16 protein-coding genes are annotated in these 16933 nt (G+C 52.2%); 9 read left to right on the forward strand and 7 right to left on the reverse strand.

Annotated elements, in window-relative coordinates:
• Window positions 1-142: 142 nt before the first annotated feature.
• Entirely contained in the window at window positions 143-853 is a 711-nt protein-coding gene (locus ACN0YN_RS08305) for a GntR family transcriptional regulator (protein WP_417384540.1), read from the reverse strand.
• A 192-nt stretch (window positions 854-1045) separates the two neighbouring features.
• Here ACN0YN_RS08305 and ACN0YN_RS08310 point away from each other — a divergent pair, with 192 nt between their 5' ends.
• Both ACN0YN_RS08310 and ACN0YN_RS08315 read left to right on the forward strand, forming a co-directional pair.
• A complete protein-coding gene (locus ACN0YN_RS08310; RefSeq protein WP_417384541.1) occupies window positions 1046-2326 on the forward strand; it encodes a Gfo/Idh/MocA family protein in 1281 nt (426 codons plus the stop codon).
• A 91-nt stretch (window positions 2327-2417) separates the two neighbouring features.
• Entirely contained in the window at window positions 2418-3824 is a 1407-nt protein-coding gene (locus ACN0YN_RS08315; RefSeq protein WP_417384542.1) for an aspartate aminotransferase family protein, read from the forward strand.
• A gap of 86 nt (window positions 3825-3910) precedes the next feature.
• Here the strand turns inward: ACN0YN_RS08315 and ACN0YN_RS08320 are convergent, their stop codons facing one another.
• The 3 genes from ACN0YN_RS08320 to ACN0YN_RS08330 form a co-directional block, all read right to left on the reverse strand.
• The gene (locus tag ACN0YN_RS08320) at window positions 3911-4864 is read right to left on the reverse strand and encodes a tetratricopeptide repeat protein (RefSeq protein ID WP_417384543.1); all 954 of its coding nucleotides are present in this window, start codon (window positions 4862-4864) and stop codon (window positions 3911-3913) included.
• Window positions 4865-5090: 226 nt separating this feature from the next.
• The gene (locus ACN0YN_RS08325; protein ID WP_417384544.1) at window positions 5091-6575 is read right to left on the reverse strand and encodes an ATPase; all 1485 of its coding nucleotides are present in this window, start codon (window positions 6573-6575) and stop codon (window positions 5091-5093) included.
• A 71-nt stretch (window positions 6576-6646) separates the two neighbouring features.
• Window positions 6647-7438 (reverse strand): hypothetical protein, encoded by a 792-nt coding sequence (locus tag ACN0YN_RS08330; protein WP_417384545.1) that lies wholly within the window; start codon window positions 7436-7438, stop codon window positions 6647-6649.
• A 480-nt stretch (window positions 7439-7918) separates the two neighbouring features.
• Here ACN0YN_RS08330 and ACN0YN_RS08335 point away from each other — a divergent pair, with 480 nt between their 5' ends.
• Window positions 7919-10402: a Tex family protein gene (locus tag ACN0YN_RS08335; protein ID WP_417384546.1), complete on the forward strand. Its 2484-nt coding sequence runs from the start codon at window positions 7919-7921 to the stop codon at window positions 10400-10402.
• A 43-nt stretch (window positions 10403-10445) separates the two neighbouring features.
• Window positions 10446-11018: an RNA 2',3'-cyclic phosphodiesterase gene (gene thpR, locus ACN0YN_RS08340; RefSeq protein ID WP_417384547.1), complete on the forward strand. Its 573-nt coding sequence runs from the start codon at window positions 10446-10448 to the stop codon at window positions 11016-11018.
• On the opposite strand, the gene ACN0YN_RS08345 is transcribed toward thpR, so the two are convergent.
• Genes ACN0YN_RS08345 through hisH form a run of 3 tightly spaced genes read right to left on the reverse strand, consistent with a single transcriptional unit; the run spans window position 11015 to window position 13324 of the window.
• Entirely contained in the window at window positions 11015-11908 is an 894-nt protein-coding gene (locus tag ACN0YN_RS08345; RefSeq protein WP_417384548.1) for a DMT family transporter, read from the reverse strand. The two genes, thpR and ACN0YN_RS08345, sit on opposite strands and share 4 nt — an antisense overlap.
• A 33-nt stretch (window positions 11909-11941) precedes the next feature.
• Window positions 11942-12682, reverse strand: a complete 741-nt coding sequence (gene hisA / locus ACN0YN_RS08350) for a 1-(5-phosphoribosyl)-5-[(5-phosphoribosylamino)methylideneamino]imidazole-4-carboxamide isomerase (RefSeq protein ID WP_417384549.1) — start codon at window positions 12680-12682, stop codon at window positions 11942-11944.
• 36 nt (window positions 12683-12718) lie between these two features.
• Window positions 12719-13324, reverse strand: coding sequence for an imidazole glycerol phosphate synthase subunit HisH (gene hisH, locus ACN0YN_RS08355; protein WP_417384550.1), 606 nt, complete (start codon window positions 13322-13324; stop codon window positions 12719-12721).
• 297 nt (window positions 13325-13621) lie between these two features.
• Here hisH and ACN0YN_RS08360 point away from each other — a divergent pair, with 297 nt between their 5' ends.
• The 5 genes from ACN0YN_RS08360 (at window position 13622) to ACN0YN_RS08380 (ending at window position 16834) form a co-directional block, all read left to right on the forward strand.
• A complete protein-coding gene (locus tag ACN0YN_RS08360) occupies window positions 13622-14239 on the forward strand; it encodes a hypothetical protein (protein ID WP_417384551.1) in 618 nt (205 codons plus the stop codon).
• Between the two features lie 42 nt (window positions 14240-14281).
• Window positions 14282-14653, forward strand: a complete 372-nt coding sequence (locus ACN0YN_RS08365; RefSeq protein ID WP_417384552.1) for a hypothetical protein — start codon at window positions 14282-14284, stop codon at window positions 14651-14653.
• Window positions 14654-14745: 92 nt separating this feature from the next.
• Window positions 14746-15261 (forward strand): hypothetical protein, encoded by a 516-nt coding sequence (locus tag ACN0YN_RS08370; protein ID WP_417384553.1) that lies wholly within the window; start codon window positions 14746-14748, stop codon window positions 15259-15261.
• Window positions 15262-15437: 176 nt separating this feature from the next.
• Entirely contained in the window at window positions 15438-15671 is a 234-nt protein-coding gene (locus ACN0YN_RS08375) for a hypothetical protein (protein WP_417384554.1), read from the forward strand.
• A gap of 677 nt (window positions 15672-16348) precedes the next feature.
• Window positions 16349-16834 (forward strand): hypothetical protein, encoded by a 486-nt coding sequence (locus ACN0YN_RS08380; protein WP_417384555.1) that lies wholly within the window; start codon window positions 16349-16351, stop codon window positions 16832-16834.
• Window positions 16835-16933: the final 99 nt, after the last annotated feature.

Genomic DNA, 16933 nt, shown 5'->3' on the forward strand with positions numbered 1-16933 from the left:
CCCATGCACGTATTCGACGCCAAGGACTGTGCGGGAGTCATTTTTGACAGGTTCGGGTCAAGTTTCAAGAGCTACGCGAAGTTCGACGCTCCTTTTTCGATGTCATTTCACAAATCAAGCCTCAAGTACTGCGGGAAACAGATTACACAATCAAACGATCAGGTCGCATGCGGGACGCATTTCTGAGATGCATGGTCATCGCGGCAGCAGCGGTCTCGGCGTCATGCTGTTTCAGGGCATCCAGCAGCACCAGATGATCATACAGCCCCCGGGTCATAATCTCGGGAGTTTCACCGGCTGCAGAATAGGAAACCCGCTTGTAGCTCCAGCATTTATGGATGGCTTCTGAGATAGGCAGATTGCCACAATGATCGGCGATGGTGAGGTGCAGTGCATAATCGAACGAACGGGATGCCGTCCCCCATTTCTGCAGGAGTTCGGCTGACTGATCGCCGTTTTCAAACTGCAGCTGGCACGCTTTGACTTCCGCCGCCATCCCCTGCAGACGGATGATTTCTGCTTCACTGATATGCTCAGCGGCCATGCCCGCGGCGCTCGGTTCCAGCAGCAGACGCAGTTCGTGGATCTCCACCAGCCAGTTTTCCGCCCCTTCCCGCACGACCGCACGGTGATTTTTCTGCTGGATCACAATACCGTCAGCCTGCAGACGGGCCAATGCCTGCACGACCGGTGTACGACTGACGCCAATTTCCCGGGCCAGACGCGTGCTTTTCAACTCACTCCCGCCGGGAAGTTCACAGCGAATAATCCGCAGAAGCAGCTTCTGATAGACCTCATCCACCAGGGAAAGACTCTCGTCTTCCTGCTGCAGCTCCTGATCTTCAGGTTCCATGGTTGTAGAGATTTCTTTTTTCACATGAATCTCGATTCAAAGGCTTGACAATTCGGCTCTCGGCCCATAAAGTGAATTCACTTTTGAGCAACTGAGACGCTTCAAACAGCGTTACACGGCTTATTATAGCAAGAAATCGGAAATCTACACCCATAAAACCAAACATTTTTGAATTCACTTAGGGATACTACCATGAGTTCTGCGGGAAACGAAAAAACCCTGAAAGCCGGCCTGGTCGGGTTCGGCATGATCGTCGACGAAACCTATCGCCCGTTCTTTGAAACGGTCCATGAGACTGCTTTGTACCAGCGATCAACGGGCCCGGTCGAGGTTTCCCTGGATGCCGTCGCCACCCGCACCGGTTCTCGGGCTGAGAAGTATCTCGCAGAACGCGGCGACAAAGTCGGCGGATTCAAGAGCTTCGCCGGCGACAACGCGATTGAAGAGATGACAGCGAACGGACTGAACTTTGCCTGCGTGGCTTCTCCCGATGACCGTCACTTCGATTCCTGTAAAAAACTGCTGGAAGCAGGCACCCACCTGATTGTCGAAAAACCGTCTGTCCTCAAACTGCAGGAACTGGACGAACTGGTGGCACTGGCGGAGAAAAATAACGTCACCGCCAAAGTCGTCTATCACAAGCTGTTCGATCCGGATCACAAAAAGATGCGGACCCTGGTCTACGACGGAATCCTGAAACACGTCAACAGCGGGTACTGCTCACTGCTGGAACCCAAGGCCATTTCCGGTAAGCAGTTCGCACAGTGGATTACCGGTCGTAACCCCGGCACTTATGTCGCCGTCCATTATATCAAACTGATCGACTACACCTTCGGCGGAAAACTGAAGACCATCACTGCCACCGGGCAACGTGGACTGGTCGGCGATAAAGACGGCCCCACCTGGGACAGCTGCCAGTTGCGGATGATTTATGAATACGAATCCGGTCGTGAAGCCGCCTTCGATATTCATACATCCTGGGTCACGCCGGACAACTTCCCCGGCTACGTCGAGCAGGAAGTCTCGTTCCGCTTTGACAACGGGTTATGGAACGGACATTCCCGCAAGCGTGGAGTGGAATGCACGGTCGAAGAGAAAACGCCATTCGAAATCAAGAACTCGATGAACAATCATTTCAATGCCACGTTCATCGAACCCTGGAACGAGCGTTCGCAGCGTGGATACGGCATCGAAGTCATTGAGCAGTTTGCGAAAGAAGTCGCGCAGATTGAATTTGGCGGCCCCGAATCGGAACGCCAGGCACGACTCGAGAAGGTTCGCTCGCTGGGTTACAACGACTTATCCGCCGACCGTCAGACCGTCGCCACCGTACAGGCTCTGGAAGCAATTCTGGAGCATCAGGCCGCCGGCGATCCAGACTGTGTCGTGCGTGTAAACGATGAAAAAGGGGGACTCGTCCTGTATCGTCCCGGCTCGGATGAAGCAGAAGTCCTGTACGACGGAACTGTGTAAGTAAAAATCATGCGAATCACTTCAGAATCCATCTGACTTCGATTCATTTTCATTCAAACTGTCCATTACCTGATTTGTAAAAGAGAAAATCATGACCACAGCCATTCACTTCGACAATGAAAATCAATCTAACGCCGTCCGCGACGATCTGTTCCAGACCGAGCCACTGGCACTCCGAACTTTTACCCCCAGCCAGGCCGTACTCGCAAAATCAGCGGGCTGCTATCACTGGACTCCGGAAGGACGTCGTCTGTATGACTTCACTTCCGGCGTGCTGGTGGCCAACCTGGGTCACAATCCCCGCAGCTGGATGAAACGCTTCAGCGAATACATGGGCTGGAAACCGGAACACGTGACCGGCGAAGGAGAAGGCGAATATTTCGACGCCCTCACCATGACCGCTTATAACGCTGTAACTCCAATTGAAACCGAAGCCAGCAAACGACTGATCGCCAGCATCCAATCCTTCAAAGGGGGCAACCGCTGCGATAAAGTCATGTGGGCCGCCTCCGGTTCAGAAGCCGTCCAGAAAGCACTCTGGGCCTGTCTGCACCGCGATCCGGAACGCGATATCATTCTGGCAACCCGCTACGGATTCCACGGCAAGAAAGGTCTGGCCGGCGCTGTCACCGGTTCTGAAACCGATGCCGACCGTGATCCACGCGTGAAGTTCATCAGCTTCCCCCGTACGGAATGCGATGACATCAATAAAGCGGACGATACGCTTGACGTCTCTGTCTACCAGAAAGAACTGGAAGAGATGTGGACGGAATATGGCACACGGATCAACTGCCTGATTACCGAGCCTTACCTGGGCGGCGGGGGAAGTTATCATCCGCAGGTGGCTTATCACAAAGTTCTGCAGGACTTCTGCCGTGCTCACGACATCATGCTGATCCTGGACGAAGTGCAGGCCAACTTCGGTCGTACCGGCTGCATGTATGCTTTCGAAAAGTATCAGATCGAACCCGACTTTGTCGTCCTGGGTAAAGGTCTGGGGAACGGTGTACCTGTCGCTGCTGCCGTCGGTCGCAGTGATGTGATTGCCAGCCTGAAATATGGTGAAGCGTCTGACACCTGGAGTGCCAACCCGCTCTCTTCCGCCGCCGTACTGGCAACACTGGATGAGTTCGAAAGCACCGACGTGATGGACAACACTCAGAAACTGTCCCAGCTTTATACCGAGGGACTGAAGGCTCTCAAAGAGACCGGCATCATTGCCAAAGTACGTGGCGAAGGCATGGTTTTCGGAATCGAGTGTGCCGAACTGGGTGGCAAAACCAGCCAGGAAGTTGCCATCGAACTCGTCAAAGCCTGCTACCTGGGTGAAACAGACGGCGACGGCATTCACCTGCTGGGTGCACTGGCCGGCAATGTGTTACGCGTCAGCCCACCGATGACAATGACTGTCGCTGAAGCAGAAGCCTCCATCGCTCTGCTGAACCGGTTGTGCGTCAAGCTGGCCGAACAACTGCAGGGTGCAACCGCATCTGCTTAAAACCAGTTGATGTTCAAAATACAAAACAGGCCCCGGATTGATTCGGGGCCTGTTTTTTATTGATGACTGATTTACTCGATCAGCGATTACAGCTGTCGTTGATTGCGCCACTGTTCCAACTGTTCGGCTGTCAGATTTGCCGGAGGTTTCGCAGCACTGGTCGTCGTTGCAGAGGGAGAGACATTGGCAGCCTGCATGCCACTGGCCTGGGCATTGGTTTTCACAGCGGCTGTCTTTTTCGGTCCGGCCTGAGAGTAAGAGGCCTGTCTGGTTCCCTGATTCATACCGGTGTTGGCATCGGTAGAGACACCAGCCAGCATCAGGCGGTTTTCTTTTTCGCGGCGGATTTCATCGAGCCAGTACTGTGCTTCATTGAACTCTGGTTTCAGGAGGACCGCCTGCAGGAACTGCTGCTCGCTGGCCTGCAGTTCTCCCCGGTCCCGTAAGATGTAACCAATGTTATAGTGTGCTTCCGCTTCGCCAACCGCACGAATCAGGTGAGGCATGGCTGCCTGGTAATCACCGGCGGATGCCATGGCGATCCCCAGCTGATAACGAATGTTTTTATCGGCAGGTGCCGCCTTGCTGGCTTCACCCAGCAGAGCAATTGCCTGATCCCACTTTTTCTCAGCAGCATAGAACTGACCAATGCTGGCGCGAACCTGTGGATCTTTGGGAGACATCTCCAACGCTTTCTGGAACCCTCTCTCAGCTTCGACTTTGCGACCGGCAACCTGATCCAGGCGGGCCAGCCCGAGTACGGCATCGACAGATTTGGGGTTCTCTCCCAGCGCGACTTCATAAGAAGTACGGGCGGAATCCAGATCGCCCATTTTTTCCTGGAGCTGTCCATGAGTCACATAAAACTTATCCGGATTTTTCAGCTTTTCTTTCGCGACTGAGATTTTGTCTTTCAGTGACGTGGGAGCTTCATCTGATTTCGCGACAAACTTATCCCGCATCGAACCGCAGCCGTTACAAAAAAGTAAGGCACAGGCCAGACCAGCCATCCATGTCTGTTTGGTAAATAATCCGGACATTTTTATTACCTCCATGAGGTCCACTTACAAGGCGTGATGTGAGAACTTCTCAGTCGACGCTCAAAAGAACACGCCTTTGAATTCCGCCAGTTCCGAACAAAGCGTACCTGCTATGGAATGCAGATGATGCTGAATCGGTCATATTAGAAACGAGGATCATGAGTGAATCAGGGTTCTTTTTCAGTCTGGTCCATTTCAGACTGATCAAGATTTTCGGGAAAGGACTTTATAGTTGACAGAAGAAGCGTTGCGCAGCTTCAGAAATTAATTGAGTGGTTAAGACGGGTTTCTTTCCTTTAAATCGACAAATTGACTGAATAATCTCCAGTAAATCTCGCGGGTCACTCGACCTCGGCGATTTTCCCTGCTTGTAGAAATTTTCATACAGGTAATTTACGAAAACTGGGTCATATTCAATATCACGTTGCCGACAACAGAGCTTGACGATCTCTGTGAACACATCTTGAGACGGGGCAGTGATTTCGATCTTATGTCGAATACGTCTGAGGAATGCTTCGTCGACCAGTTCCTTCGGATCAAGGTTGGTTGAGAAGACGATTAATTGTTCGAAAGGAACCGCAAATTTCTTTCCGGTGGCCAGCGTCAGATAGTCAATCCGGTCTTCGAGCGGCATAATCCACCGGTTCAACAGGTCTTTAGGACTGACGAGTTGTCTACCAAAGTCGTCAATCAGGAAGACGCCGCCGTTGGCTTTGATATGCAGAGGCGCTGTATAAAAGTTGCTGACTTTGTTGTAACGCAGATCCAGCATCTCCAGATTCAGTTCCCCCCCCGTAATCACAACCGGGCGCCGGATGCGTCGCCAGCGGAGGTCGGTTTCGGGTTTGGCCCAGTCCTTCATTTCCGGAATGCGACTCCCCTTCTGCAGATCAGTGGGAGCCCGTTCCTGCAGTTCCAGATCGTCTGTGGTCTGATGAATGGTCGGGTCGAACAGCGTGATGATGCTGTTTTCCATCTGCAACGCGTAGGGGATATAGATTTCTCCCCCCTGCCGATTCAGAAAACGTCCCAGCCCCTTGGCAATCAAGGTCTTACCGTTCCCCGGAGGTCCATAAATAAAGATAGAACGCCCACTGCAGACCGCAGGTCCGAGCTCATCCAGCAGTCCTTCGCGAATAATAAAATCGGAAAAGGAATCTTCGAGCCGCTCCGGGGTACAGTCGATGCCGACCACAGTCTGGAGGGCACACTGCCTGACATACGCTTCCAGAGGCACCGGCGCCGGTCCCACATAACGGCATTGCTCGAATGCTTCCCGCGCGCGAATTCGGCCCAGTTCGGTCAGATTAAATCGATACGAAGAACGGCCGATCAGATTCCCTGACGTGACTTCGATGCATTTATCATCTTTCAGAAACACCAGGGCCGTATCGATAATCGTAAACGGCAGATGGGCACTGCGTGATATTTCAATGCCCAGCGCACTCCCCTGCAAGTACAGCTGTTTCAACACCAGGTTACACAGCTGGTTCAACGACAGGCCGGTCTGTTCCAGCGTCGTCGGGGCAGGAATCGAAAGATCCTGTTTCCTTGCCGCTGCAGCTTTCTTTTCCGGCTGCTTCCATTCCCCTTCCTCAGAGCCGGGAAACAGATCACTATACAGATCACTCAGATCGTTGTTCGTGTCGGTTTCCCGGAATGCCTGCCCGGAGGCATCTTTTGATTCATCTTCACCAGGGCGATCAATCATGGCAGGAGGTAACGTTCAAGCAGACTTGTTAATAGAAAAAAGAATAGAAACCGGCGGATTACCGCAGTACTTTAATTGCTTCCATTAGCAGCCGAACCGCCACCCGTTGTGTACTGAATTCGGGGTGCCAGGATCGAACCAATATAGGCACGGTATTTCATATCTTCTTCACGTGCCGGACGACCATTCGACTGGGTGACCCGCAACATGGCGGAAGGCACATTCTGTCCATCAGACATTTCGCTGGCGGCATACTGGACATTGGCCAGTCGTTGCTGGCTGGAAATCGAGCTGTCCGCAGTCTGGACAAAAATCATGCGACGATTTTCCGGTGCGTGCTGCATGATCCAGCGCAGATGCATTAAACCGGCTTCTGTCAACTTGTTACCATCTTTGTCAAAGTGGTAAGCATACAACGTATTCTGATCGGTCCAGCCATTGTGAATCTGCCGTTCCATGATATCAGTGACGTAAGCACGGTCTTCACAGGTATAGGGGTAAGGCCAGTAGTGGGCATGATGGTAGCGGTTCCAGAAATGCTGCTTCGGTCCGGTAGGACGCGGGTAAGGAGGCCAGAGCTCTCCAAACTTGTATTTCTGTCGAGAACCTACAGGTCGCGAGGCCCGTTCGGCCCATTTCGCTTCTTTGGAATTATCTTCCGAACAGGTGCTGCTGGACCACGGCCAACCCGCTTCTGCTGTCACGCCATTCATCAGGCTAACTGCAAAAATGATAAGTAGATACGATTGCACTTTGACGGCAGTAGGCATGCCATCTCCCCCCTGAGTTGATTGTGCCGGAATCGCCAGATCCTGCACGAAAGATTGATTTGCGCAAGCCAGAACAGATCTCTGTTGCGACACTCCTTTCTCAATTTATCGGCTGCAGGCAGGTCTGGTCCTGACGAGAAAAACGATTCTACCGGGAGAATAAGAGAGATAATTTATACCTCAAAATGCAGTTATATATTCCCCCCACGAACGATACTGTCCGCAAGACGACTGCCGCAAATCACACTTAAGAGACACTTCCCGGTGAAGGAAATAGAGTGGGAACGGAAACACCTGCTTTGAAAAGAGTCTTAACAAACTGATCCTCCTTCTAAGGCTGCAGACGGGCGCTCGATTTTCGGTTGTCTGAGCCTGTTAAAGTACTGTCACTGCCACTACACTTTCGAGAGCCGGGACAGACGCGCTCCTGCCTCTGGCACGTGTGTCGTAACAAGACCATTTCTATTTTTTCTCAAAACAGTTATCCTTAAGTAACTGAAAAGTAGATCCTGTAACTTTCAAATTTCCAGACTCAGTTTTCGGATCCTGTAACCGAAACGAATCGAGATCGAAATGGATGCGGTTGAGATACAAGTAAACGATTCCAGCGCCCGCTTCTCTGAACGAGACGCAGAGCAGATCGCGTCGGAACTGAATCTCACATCACAACAGATTCTGAATGTCATTGCGCTGCTGGATGAAGGAAACACCGTCCCCTTCATTACCCGCTATCGTAAAGAACGGACAGGCAATCTGGATGAAGTGCAGATCCGCGATATCCAGAAACGCGTGCAGTCTAAACGCCAGATCTGGGAACGCGCCTCAACCATCCTGCGATTGATCGAAGCACAACAGCAGCTCACTCCCGAACTGAAAGCCGAGATCGAAAAAGCGGATACACTCAAGCGCCTGGAAGACCTGTATCGCCCGTATCGTCCCAAACGAACATCGCGTGCTGCGAGCGCGCGGGAACACGGTTTTGAACCGCTGGCGAATGCAATCTGGGCCGGCGATGCCAGCATTGAAAATCTGACGAGCGCCGCACTGCAATACACCAAAGCGGAAGACGGTGCCCGCACGACCGAAGAGGTACTAAAAGGAGCCGCCGACATTCTGGTCGAAAAGATCGGTGAAGATCCCGACGTGCGCGAGATCTCGCGGAAGATCGCCTGGCGTTCCGGCAAACTGACCGTCAACGCCACCAAAAAAGCAGAAGAGTCCGGGCAGGAATATCGCGATTACTTCAACTACTCGGAACAGGTGGTCAAAGTCCCCCACCATCGCACGATGGCATTGAACCGCGGCGAGAAATCGGGAGCACTGCGGGTCCGCTTCGAGTGGGCCGATGATTCCGCCTGCCTGTCGATCGCCCGTCACCTGAATCTCAACGGACATCGCTTCCATGAATTTCTGACCGAAGTCATCAACGATGCCCTCTCGCGACTGATCCAGCCCAGCCTCGATCGCGAAATCCGCCGCGAACTGACCGAGAAAGCAGAAAAGCATGCGGTTTCCGTCTTCGCACAGAACCTGAAAAATCTGCTGCTGCAGCCTCCTCTGCAGGGCAAGCGGATTCTGGCCATCGATCCCGGTTTACGAACGGGCTGCAAGCTGGCGGTCCTCGATGAACTGGGGTACTGCGTCGCGACTGACCTGGTATACGTGACCGGTTCGGCTGATAAAAAAGAATTCGCCCGCAAAAAACTGGCAGAGGTTATGACCGAACATCAGTGCCAGCTGGTAGCGATCGGCAATGGAACCGCCTGTCGCGAAACCGAAGAGATCATCACGGAGATGATCGAACAGGATCTGCCCGAGGCCCGCTATCTGATTGTGAATGAAGCGGGTGCCAGCATCTATTCGGCGAGCCCGGTCGCACGCGAAGAGTTTCCGGAACTGGACGCGACAATTCGCGGCACCATCTCGATTGGCCGCCGCCTGCAGGACCCGTTGAGTGAGCTGGTTAAAATCGATCCACAGCATCTGGGTGTCGGCATGTATCAGCATGACGTCAATTCCAAACGGCTCAAAGAATCCCTGGATGAAGTGATTGAATCGTGCGTGAACTATGTCGGCGTGAATCTGAATACCGCCAGTGCCTCGCTGCTGCGGCACGTCTCCGGCATGAATCAGTTAATCGCCCGCCGGATAACCGAATGGCGCGAAAAGCATGGTTCGTTTCAAAATCGCAAACAGCTACTGGATGTCGCGGGCGTCGGTGAAGCAACATTTACCCAGGCCGCCGGTTTCCTGAAAATCGACCAGGGAACGGAACCACTGGATTCCACGTGGATTCATCCCGAAAGCTACGAACAGGCGCATAAAGTTTTCGAACAACTGGAACTCTCCCCCGACAGTCTGAAGTCGTCGGCCCAGGATCGTGCTTCGATTCTGGAAAAAGTCAGCCAGATCGACAAAGGGAGTCTGAGTAAGAATCTGAAAATCGGTTTGCCCACCCTGGAAGATATCCTGGAAGCGATCGTCAGGCCCCGTCGCGACCCCCGCGCTGATCTGCCCGGGCCGATTTTCAAACAGGGGGTGCTCAAACTGGAACAGCTGACCGAAGGAATGGAACTGCAGGGCACGGTACTCAATGTGGTCGACTTCGGCGCCTTTGTGGATGTTGGCCTCAAAGACAGTGCCCTGATTCACGTCAGTGAGATGGCCAATCACTTTATTGAAAATCCGTACCAGTTCGTCTCTGTCGGTGATGTGATTACAGCCTGGGTGCTGGGCGTGGATCTGGAGCGTCGCCGTGTCTCTCTGACTTTGATCAGACCGGGCACAGATCGTCAGCCCAAAAAAGCACAGCGTCCCAAACCCGCTGAGAAACCTGCGACTTCAGAAACAGCAAAGCCGGCAGCGGCGCCTGCCAAAAATGCTTCGCGTGGCGGAAACAATTCAGGCCACCAGCAGAAAAAGCCACAGCAGCAAAATCGGAAACGGGCCAGTAATAAAGGCCCGCTGCCTAAGCTGACAGATGAAATGAAAACCGGAGACCAGCCCCTGCAGGGCTTTGATCAATTGAAAGCACTTTGGAACCAGAAGAAGAAATAGGGAGTCACGTTCCCTGTCGTTCTGCTGGCTCACCACTTGAACCATGATGCATACCAATCAGCGTACCCGTACCTTTATCGCCGTTCCCATCCAGCCCCCCCGCGGGCTGAAAAAGCTGATGCCCCGCCTGGAAAAGCTGGCGCCGGCTGTCAAAACCGTTGATGTCGAACAGATGCATATCACGCTGAAGTTCCTCGGGCCGACCGAACTGGAAGACATCATGCCCGTCAGCAGAATTCTGAAAGAGATGCGCAACCGCTTCAAACGCGTGAAGCTGGCTTTCAGAGGGCTGGGTGCGTTCCCGCGCGAAGATCATCCCAACGTCATCTGGGCCGGCATCTCGGATGCTGCCGCGTTGACGGAGATGGCGGAATTCCTGGAAGAAGAGACCGAAAAACTGGGTTACCCCCGCGAGCGGAAAGGCTTTCATCCGCATCTCACGCTGGCGCGCGTCAAAGCCAAACCTGCCGACGAGCTGTTCGATATTCTGCGGGACCGCAAGCTCGCGGAATGGGGAGAAGTGACTGTCGACACGATCAAGTTTTTCCAGTCAGAACTCAAAACGCCACAGGCCCGCTACCACGAAATGCAGACGGTGAAGCTGCCTCAGCGTTAAGCGCTAGCCGGCCGGGGGAGTGGCTTTGGTCGGAAGAACAGGAACCGGACAAGCAGCCCCAGAATGATCAGCGAACAGCCGATAAGTGTGTGCAGCGAAACGGTCTCTCCCCAGAACAGCCAGACCCAGATCGGATTTAAGATGGGCTCCACCAGCACCAGCAGTGCCGCCTCCTGCGACTTGACCGTTTTGACCGCATGTGAAAAGACCACGTAAGGCGTACCCATCTGCACGACGCCGAGCAACGCAATCAGAGACAGCTGCAGCCAGGTCAATGAAATTCCCAGCGCCATGACCCAGGGTGCCACGATTGCCGCTGACACCAGCAGGCAAAGCGCAACGAGCCAGGCAGGATGCTCATCGCGGAGCACGCGAAAAAAGATCACCACCAGCGCATAGGAAATCCCGCTGAACAGCGCGATCAGGTTACCAGCGAAGTTTTCCCCGGACCAGTCGCCGGCGACAATGCAGACGATGCCCGTCAGTACGATGAAGATGGCAAGGACCGAACCGGCTTCGATGCGTTCTTTCAGGAACAGAAAGCCGAACACCATCGCCCAGACCACACTTGTGTTCTGCAGAAAGATCGCAGCGGCGGCAGAGGTTTTTGTCATCGCGGTCACGAACAGCAGGTTCATCGAGGCAAACGCGATCAGCAGGGGAATCAGTCCGGGCCGCCAGCGGACATACTGGAATTTTACGAAGGGGACGAGAAACAGGCCGGCAAATAAAGCACGATAGCAGGCGAGGATCAGCCCCCGATCCGCTTCGGGTATGGACTGAAACGGCGGCGATTTGATGAACACGCCGCTCAGGCTCCAGAGCACCGATGCCAGCAGCACCAGCAACCGCGCACGTAACAGCTTAGCCTGATCGACGTCTTCGGTCATACCCTGTGTTCCGATCCTGCCCTGCTGGAAATGTTATGAACCGGCTGCTTCAATCGCTGCGGGAACTTCGATGGTCCCCTCATACAAAGCGCGACCGATAATCGCGCCGACCAGTTTAGGTTGTGATTGGCTGACTTCTGCCAGACGTGTGACATCTTTCAGCGTCGTCACTCCGCCGGACGCTATCACGGGCAGCCCCAGTTCCGCCAGCGCGATCATGTCCTGGATGGTCCCTTCATCGACGCCCTGCATCATGCCGTCATTGGCGATGTTGGTGTAGATCACCGCCGCCAGCTCAACGCCGACATATTCTTTCGCCAGATCGATGGCAAAGGTTTCGGAAACGTCCAGCCAGCCTTCCGTCGCGACTTTGGAATCGCGGGCATCCAGTCCCAGCGCCAGACGGTTGGGATAGCGCTGTACCATCTGTTTGAACCACTGGGGATCTTTCAACGCCTGGGTGCCGACGATCACACGGTCGATGCCGACGTCATCCAGCATGAGTTGAATCGACGCTTCATCGCGGATGCCGCCCCCCATCTGACAGGGAACCGAAACGGCTTCCACAATCCTGCGGACGACTTCATGGTTCACAGGCTGCCCGGCTTTGGCACCGTCGAGGTCGACCAGATGCAGACGCTGCGCACCGCCGTCAGCCCAGCGACGGGCCATTTCGGTCGGATCATCGCCGAACACGGTTTCCTGTCCGTAATCGCCTTGTCGCAGACGTACGCATTTGCCTCCCCGGATATCGATGGCGGGCAGTATTTCCATAACTGAGCTGACTTTCTTTTCGCTGATGTGGTGGTGTTAAAAGGAAGCAAAATTCTGCAGGAGTTTGAGTCCCGCGTTCTGACTTTTTTCCGGGTGAAACTGTGACGCGACGATGTTATCGCGGGCGACCATCGAAGCGAAGCGGCAGCCATACTCGGTATACGCGGCGACGTCTTCTGCGTTATCGGGAGCCACATAGTAGCTGTGTACAAAATAGAAATATTCGTGGGCGGGCACGCCTGCCAGGATGGGGTGTTCGGCGGTCCGTTCGATCTGGTTCCAGCCCATGTGGGGAATCTTCAGATCGGGTTGATCTTCAAAGCGGACGACCTTACCGGGAATGATGCCCAGCCCTTCGTATTCGCCGTCCTCGTAGCTGACATCAAATAAGAGCTGCAGTCCCAGGCAGATACCCAGAAAGGGTTTGCCGGACTTCGCATGTTCCAGAATCGGCTCCACCAGCGACTGATCTTTGAGTGCCTGAATCGCATCGCGAAAGGCACCGACGCCGGGCAGAATCAGTTTGGAGGCCTGCGCAATTTTATCCGGATCGGCACAGATCTCTGCTTCCACCCCGACCTTCTCAAAGGCCTTCTGGACGCTCCGCAGATTCCCCATTCCATAATCGACAATTGTAATCATAGTGGTTTCTAACTTAAGGTCTCAATTTCAGGCGTACCGCGACAGGGAGAGGACACATCCGCCCCGGCAAAGTTCAGTACGTGCGACCGATTCTAGTCTCTCCACCCGTTTTTGTGAATGATGCCCGCAAAAATGGCTGCTTCAGCGATTTTTACGCCCGCCTGGTCTGTGTTGAATGTTTTTTCTGTGCGCGCAGGTTCTGGTGATTTCTGGTTGACACTATACAAAATGCTGGTAGTTTGAGACGGAACCCTATTTGGTCTCTCAATCACTAAATGGTACGACGAAGCGACAAGCATGGCTGAATCACTGAATCACCTGGGAACAGAGCTTTGGAATTGCGAACACGCGTTTTCCAATCTCTGTCCTAAACGATGGTCGGACCTGACTCCAACTGACAGACCCGGCGTTCGTTACTGTGATGCCTGCTCCGAAAATGTGACATATTGCACAACCCCCGAGGAATTCGTGCAACTTGGAAACGCTGGACAGTGTGTCGCTGTACCAGACGGCTTTACCCCCGTCTCGCTTCAACAAATGCTGCTCGGAAAGCCTTCCGTCAAGGCGATGAAGTCGATTCGCGACCGCCAGCAACGAACAGCGAACTGGTGGCACGACGTCATTCAATTGGAACCCCATTTTGGCAACGGCATGCTCGAGGAAATTTCTCGACTTTCACAGAGGCAACCTTTAGGAAACCAGCGTCTTTCGGACGATCATCGCGAGTACCTGCTCAAACTGAAGGAAGCGATTCTCGCAGGACCAGAATCGCTGTATCGGCTCATCAGAATCAAACCAAACGGCAAACGGAACAATCAACAGAACATCTTCCGTGTATTACGATACCACTTTAATCTCACCTACCGCGAATGCAGGAAACTGGCAGATCAAGTTGAATCAAAAGAAGCCGAATAGACGCAAATCGTGATTCTTTATGACCAGGAGGCAGAAGATATCGTGGCAGAATCCGACTCAATCAAAAAGATTGCACACAAGATTGATGGCTATAATCGTGGTATCTACACGTTACTTGAAATCGGCACAATAATCCTCGAATCTATCACACCGCATAATGCCTCAGACGTCTACTTAACTCTGCCGGAAGAAGTACAGCAATATCTTAAATCCGTCGTTGAATCTGAGCCAGAGACTGACGCAGAATGGGACGCGGCAAAGTACATCCATATTAAGTCAGGATGCCACTTTCCTGGATGCGAACCACCTGTGAAAACTCCAGACGAAGAACAAGCAGAAATGCAGGAATGGAAGGTGAATCACCGTCTTCGGATTGAGGCTCTCCGAAATTTCCTCGACAAGAATCGAAGTTGAATTTCTAATATCTATCAGAAAAGTTTTCAGGAACTGTTTTCACTTCGAGTTTTCCAACCTGAAACCACACCATCATAGAATGATTCGCACACATGAATAACGACGAAGCTTTTGAACAATTGCAGATCGCGGTCCAGAATCAACAACACGGTCCAGGTAAAATCGCGAAATTAGCCCAGGACGGATTTGACTTGAACTATTCACCTCTTCCTCAGCATCCCGTCTTTCTTGCGATTGCCTTCCATCATTTTAATATTGTCAACGCTTTAATCGATCATGGTCTTCGGTTTGATCATCGCGATCCCCAACACCAGAATGCCTCTCTGATTCAACGCCTGCGTTCACAACGAGACTTTTTTGAAGGATTCGTAAACAGTCCCGACCACAAAGAATCACGATCGATTATCAAAAGGCGACTCCAGGGAACCCTCCAGGCGATTGAAAAATACGATCGTCTGGTGGCTGCAGGAACGATTGCCCCAATAGAAGATGCCCCTGAGCAGACAGACGCAGAACTGGCAGATCAACTTGAAGAAAAGTTAAAAGACATTCCGGGGATGCAGGAAGCAATGCAGGCACTGCTTAATAATCTCCGAAATGAATCTTGAAAACAGATTCGATTGAATGTACTGGTAGTTTGAGACGGAATCGTATTCGGTCTATTAAGAATTATGCACACTTGGAGGTCACCATGATTCCAGAGTTCAGCAACGTTTACGGTTTACTCTCAACGCGGCGCAGTAAAGATTGGATTACTTCATGTTTCAAGAAGGCTGGTTGGTCGATGCGAAAATGTACCTGGACTGATTATGAAATCGACTCTGATTATGCGGAACTGATCATTGAGGGAGACGAAACGATTCTTATGCATGGTGCCATTGCCGATTTCGACAGTAATGCCTCTTCTGTTGTCGCGATACTCGAAGAGAATGGCATCGGTTACTCTATCGAACACTATGATCAGGCAGGAAATCTCCTGAAAATTCTTACGAACATCCCCGACAGTACGAGTACATAACAAACCGTTGCACCGGAGTTGCCGTCCAGATTCGGTAATCGCTGACATTATCAAGGACACCGGAACATGAATCTGAATTAATTCGCACGAATTGTATTCTGTTCTATTTAGTCTATATCGGATTGAGTTTATGAAACGCCGGACGCCCCCAACAAACCTGTCTACCGACGATTTGCGAGATGAAAACTTCGGTTCAGAATTGGGTCGACTATTCTTTGACTCACCGGACTTTAATCTCAAACCAACCATAAATCATCTCAAAAAGATAGAACGACTCAACATCGAATCTCACAGTATAGATGCAGCCGCAGAACAGAGCTCGATCTGGCACATTCGTTTTGAATACCACGGATTCCATTTTTTCGTTGATACTAATCACCACGGTGCTACATCCTTGTTTTTCGTAACCGAGGTATACTGCCCCAACGATATATTATTAGATCTACTGAGAATATTTGGACAAATTGGCTCACTGACCTGGGAAGAATCGTAACACTGAAACAGCAACATAATCCTGAAATGTATTCAGGAGTGGTTTTCGATTCTGATATATGACTGTAAACACCATCAACATTTAGACCATAGCTGCGGTGGATACACATCTCGTTACACAACCGGGGCTAACGCCCTGCGGCTAATGATTACTAATGCCGGACGTCTGATATGGTGGGATAGTGATGCATGATCAACCGCTGGCTTATTTCATTACATTCACGGTTTACGGTACCTTTCTGCAGGGCGACTGGCGTTTGTGGCGGTCTCGGGGTAAAGGCTCTCAGCCTCCTCAGCCATCACTGGAACAGTGGCACCGCGAACGGCTCAAACACGACATCATTCTGCTCGGCAAACCGCAACGATCGGCGGTTGAGAGCGAAATTGCACGACTTTGCAATTTTCGAACTTGGAAACTCTGGATAGCCAACGCCCGCAGTAATCATGTCCATATCGTTGTTTCTGCGTCAGACATCAATGGTGCCAAGGTTCGAGACCAAATCAAAGCCAACTGCACGCGAGTTCTCAGGCAGGGTTTGCCTGTTTTCATTGATCGACCTGTGTGGTCTGTCGGCGGGGATTGGCAATGTATCAATTCAGAGAGCGAACTGGAACAGGCAATATTATACGCAGGCGAAGTTCAGGATCGAAAAGACAGAGAACATCAGTAACAAAATTAGCCGAAGGGCGTTAGCCTAATGGCACTTACTTTAAATTAAGTTGGTTACCCCTGCCGTTTGGTATGGGATTTGCGCAGATTTTTATTCTTG

This window comes from Gimesia sp., from assembly GCF_048260065.1.
Classification (GTDB): domain Bacteria; phylum Planctomycetota; class Planctomycetia; order Planctomycetales; family Planctomycetaceae; genus Gimesia.

What these genes read in the sequence shown, in the direction of transcription:
- ACN0YN_RS08305 (WP_417384540.1), bottom strand. Translation starts at nt 853, where the DNA reads ATGGAACCTGAAGATCAGGAGCTGCAGCAGGAAGACGAGAGTCTTTCC.
- ACN0YN_RS08310 (WP_417384541.1), top strand. Translation starts at nt 1,046, where the DNA reads ATGAGTTCTGCGGGAAACGAAAAAACCCTGAAAGCCGGCCTGGTCGGG.
- ACN0YN_RS08315 (WP_417384542.1), top strand. Translation starts at nt 2,418, where the DNA reads ATGACCACAGCCATTCACTTCGACAATGAAAATCAATCTAACGCCGTC.
- ACN0YN_RS08320 (WP_417384543.1), bottom strand. Translation starts at nt 4,864, where the DNA reads ATGTCCGGATTATTTACCAAACAGACATGGATGGCTGGTCTGGCCTGT.
- ACN0YN_RS08325 (WP_417384544.1), bottom strand. Translation starts at nt 6,575, where the DNA reads ATGATTGATCGCCCTGGTGAAGATGAATCAAAAGATGCCTCCGGGCAG.
- ACN0YN_RS08335 (WP_417384546.1), top strand. Translation starts at nt 7,919, where the DNA reads ATGGATGCGGTTGAGATACAAGTAAACGATTCCAGCGCCCGCTTCTCT.
- thpR (WP_417384547.1), top strand. Translation starts at nt 10,446, where the DNA reads ATGATGCATACCAATCAGCGTACCCGTACCTTTATCGCCGTTCCCATC.
- ACN0YN_RS08345 (WP_417384548.1), bottom strand. Translation starts at nt 11,908, where the DNA reads ATGACCGAAGACGTCGATCAGGCTAAGCTGTTACGTGCGCGGTTGCTG.
- hisA (WP_417384549.1), bottom strand. Translation starts at nt 12,682, where the DNA reads ATGGAAATACTGCCCGCCATCGATATCCGGGGAGGCAAATGCGTACGT.
- hisH (WP_417384550.1), bottom strand. Translation starts at nt 13,324, where the DNA reads ATGATTACAATTGTCGATTATGGAATGGGGAATCTGCGGAGCGTCCAG.
- ACN0YN_RS08360 (WP_417384551.1), top strand. Translation starts at nt 13,622, where the DNA reads ATGGCTGAATCACTGAATCACCTGGGAACAGAGCTTTGGAATTGCGAA.
- ACN0YN_RS08370 (WP_417384553.1), top strand. Translation starts at nt 14,746, where the DNA reads ATGAATAACGACGAAGCTTTTGAACAATTGCAGATCGCGGTCCAGAAT.
- ACN0YN_RS08375 (WP_417384554.1), top strand. Translation starts at nt 15,438, where the DNA reads ATGCGAAAATGTACCTGGACTGATTATGAAATCGACTCTGATTATGCG.
- ACN0YN_RS08380 (WP_417384555.1), top strand. Translation starts at nt 16,349, where the DNA reads ATGCATGATCAACCGCTGGCTTATTTCATTACATTCACGGTTTACGGT.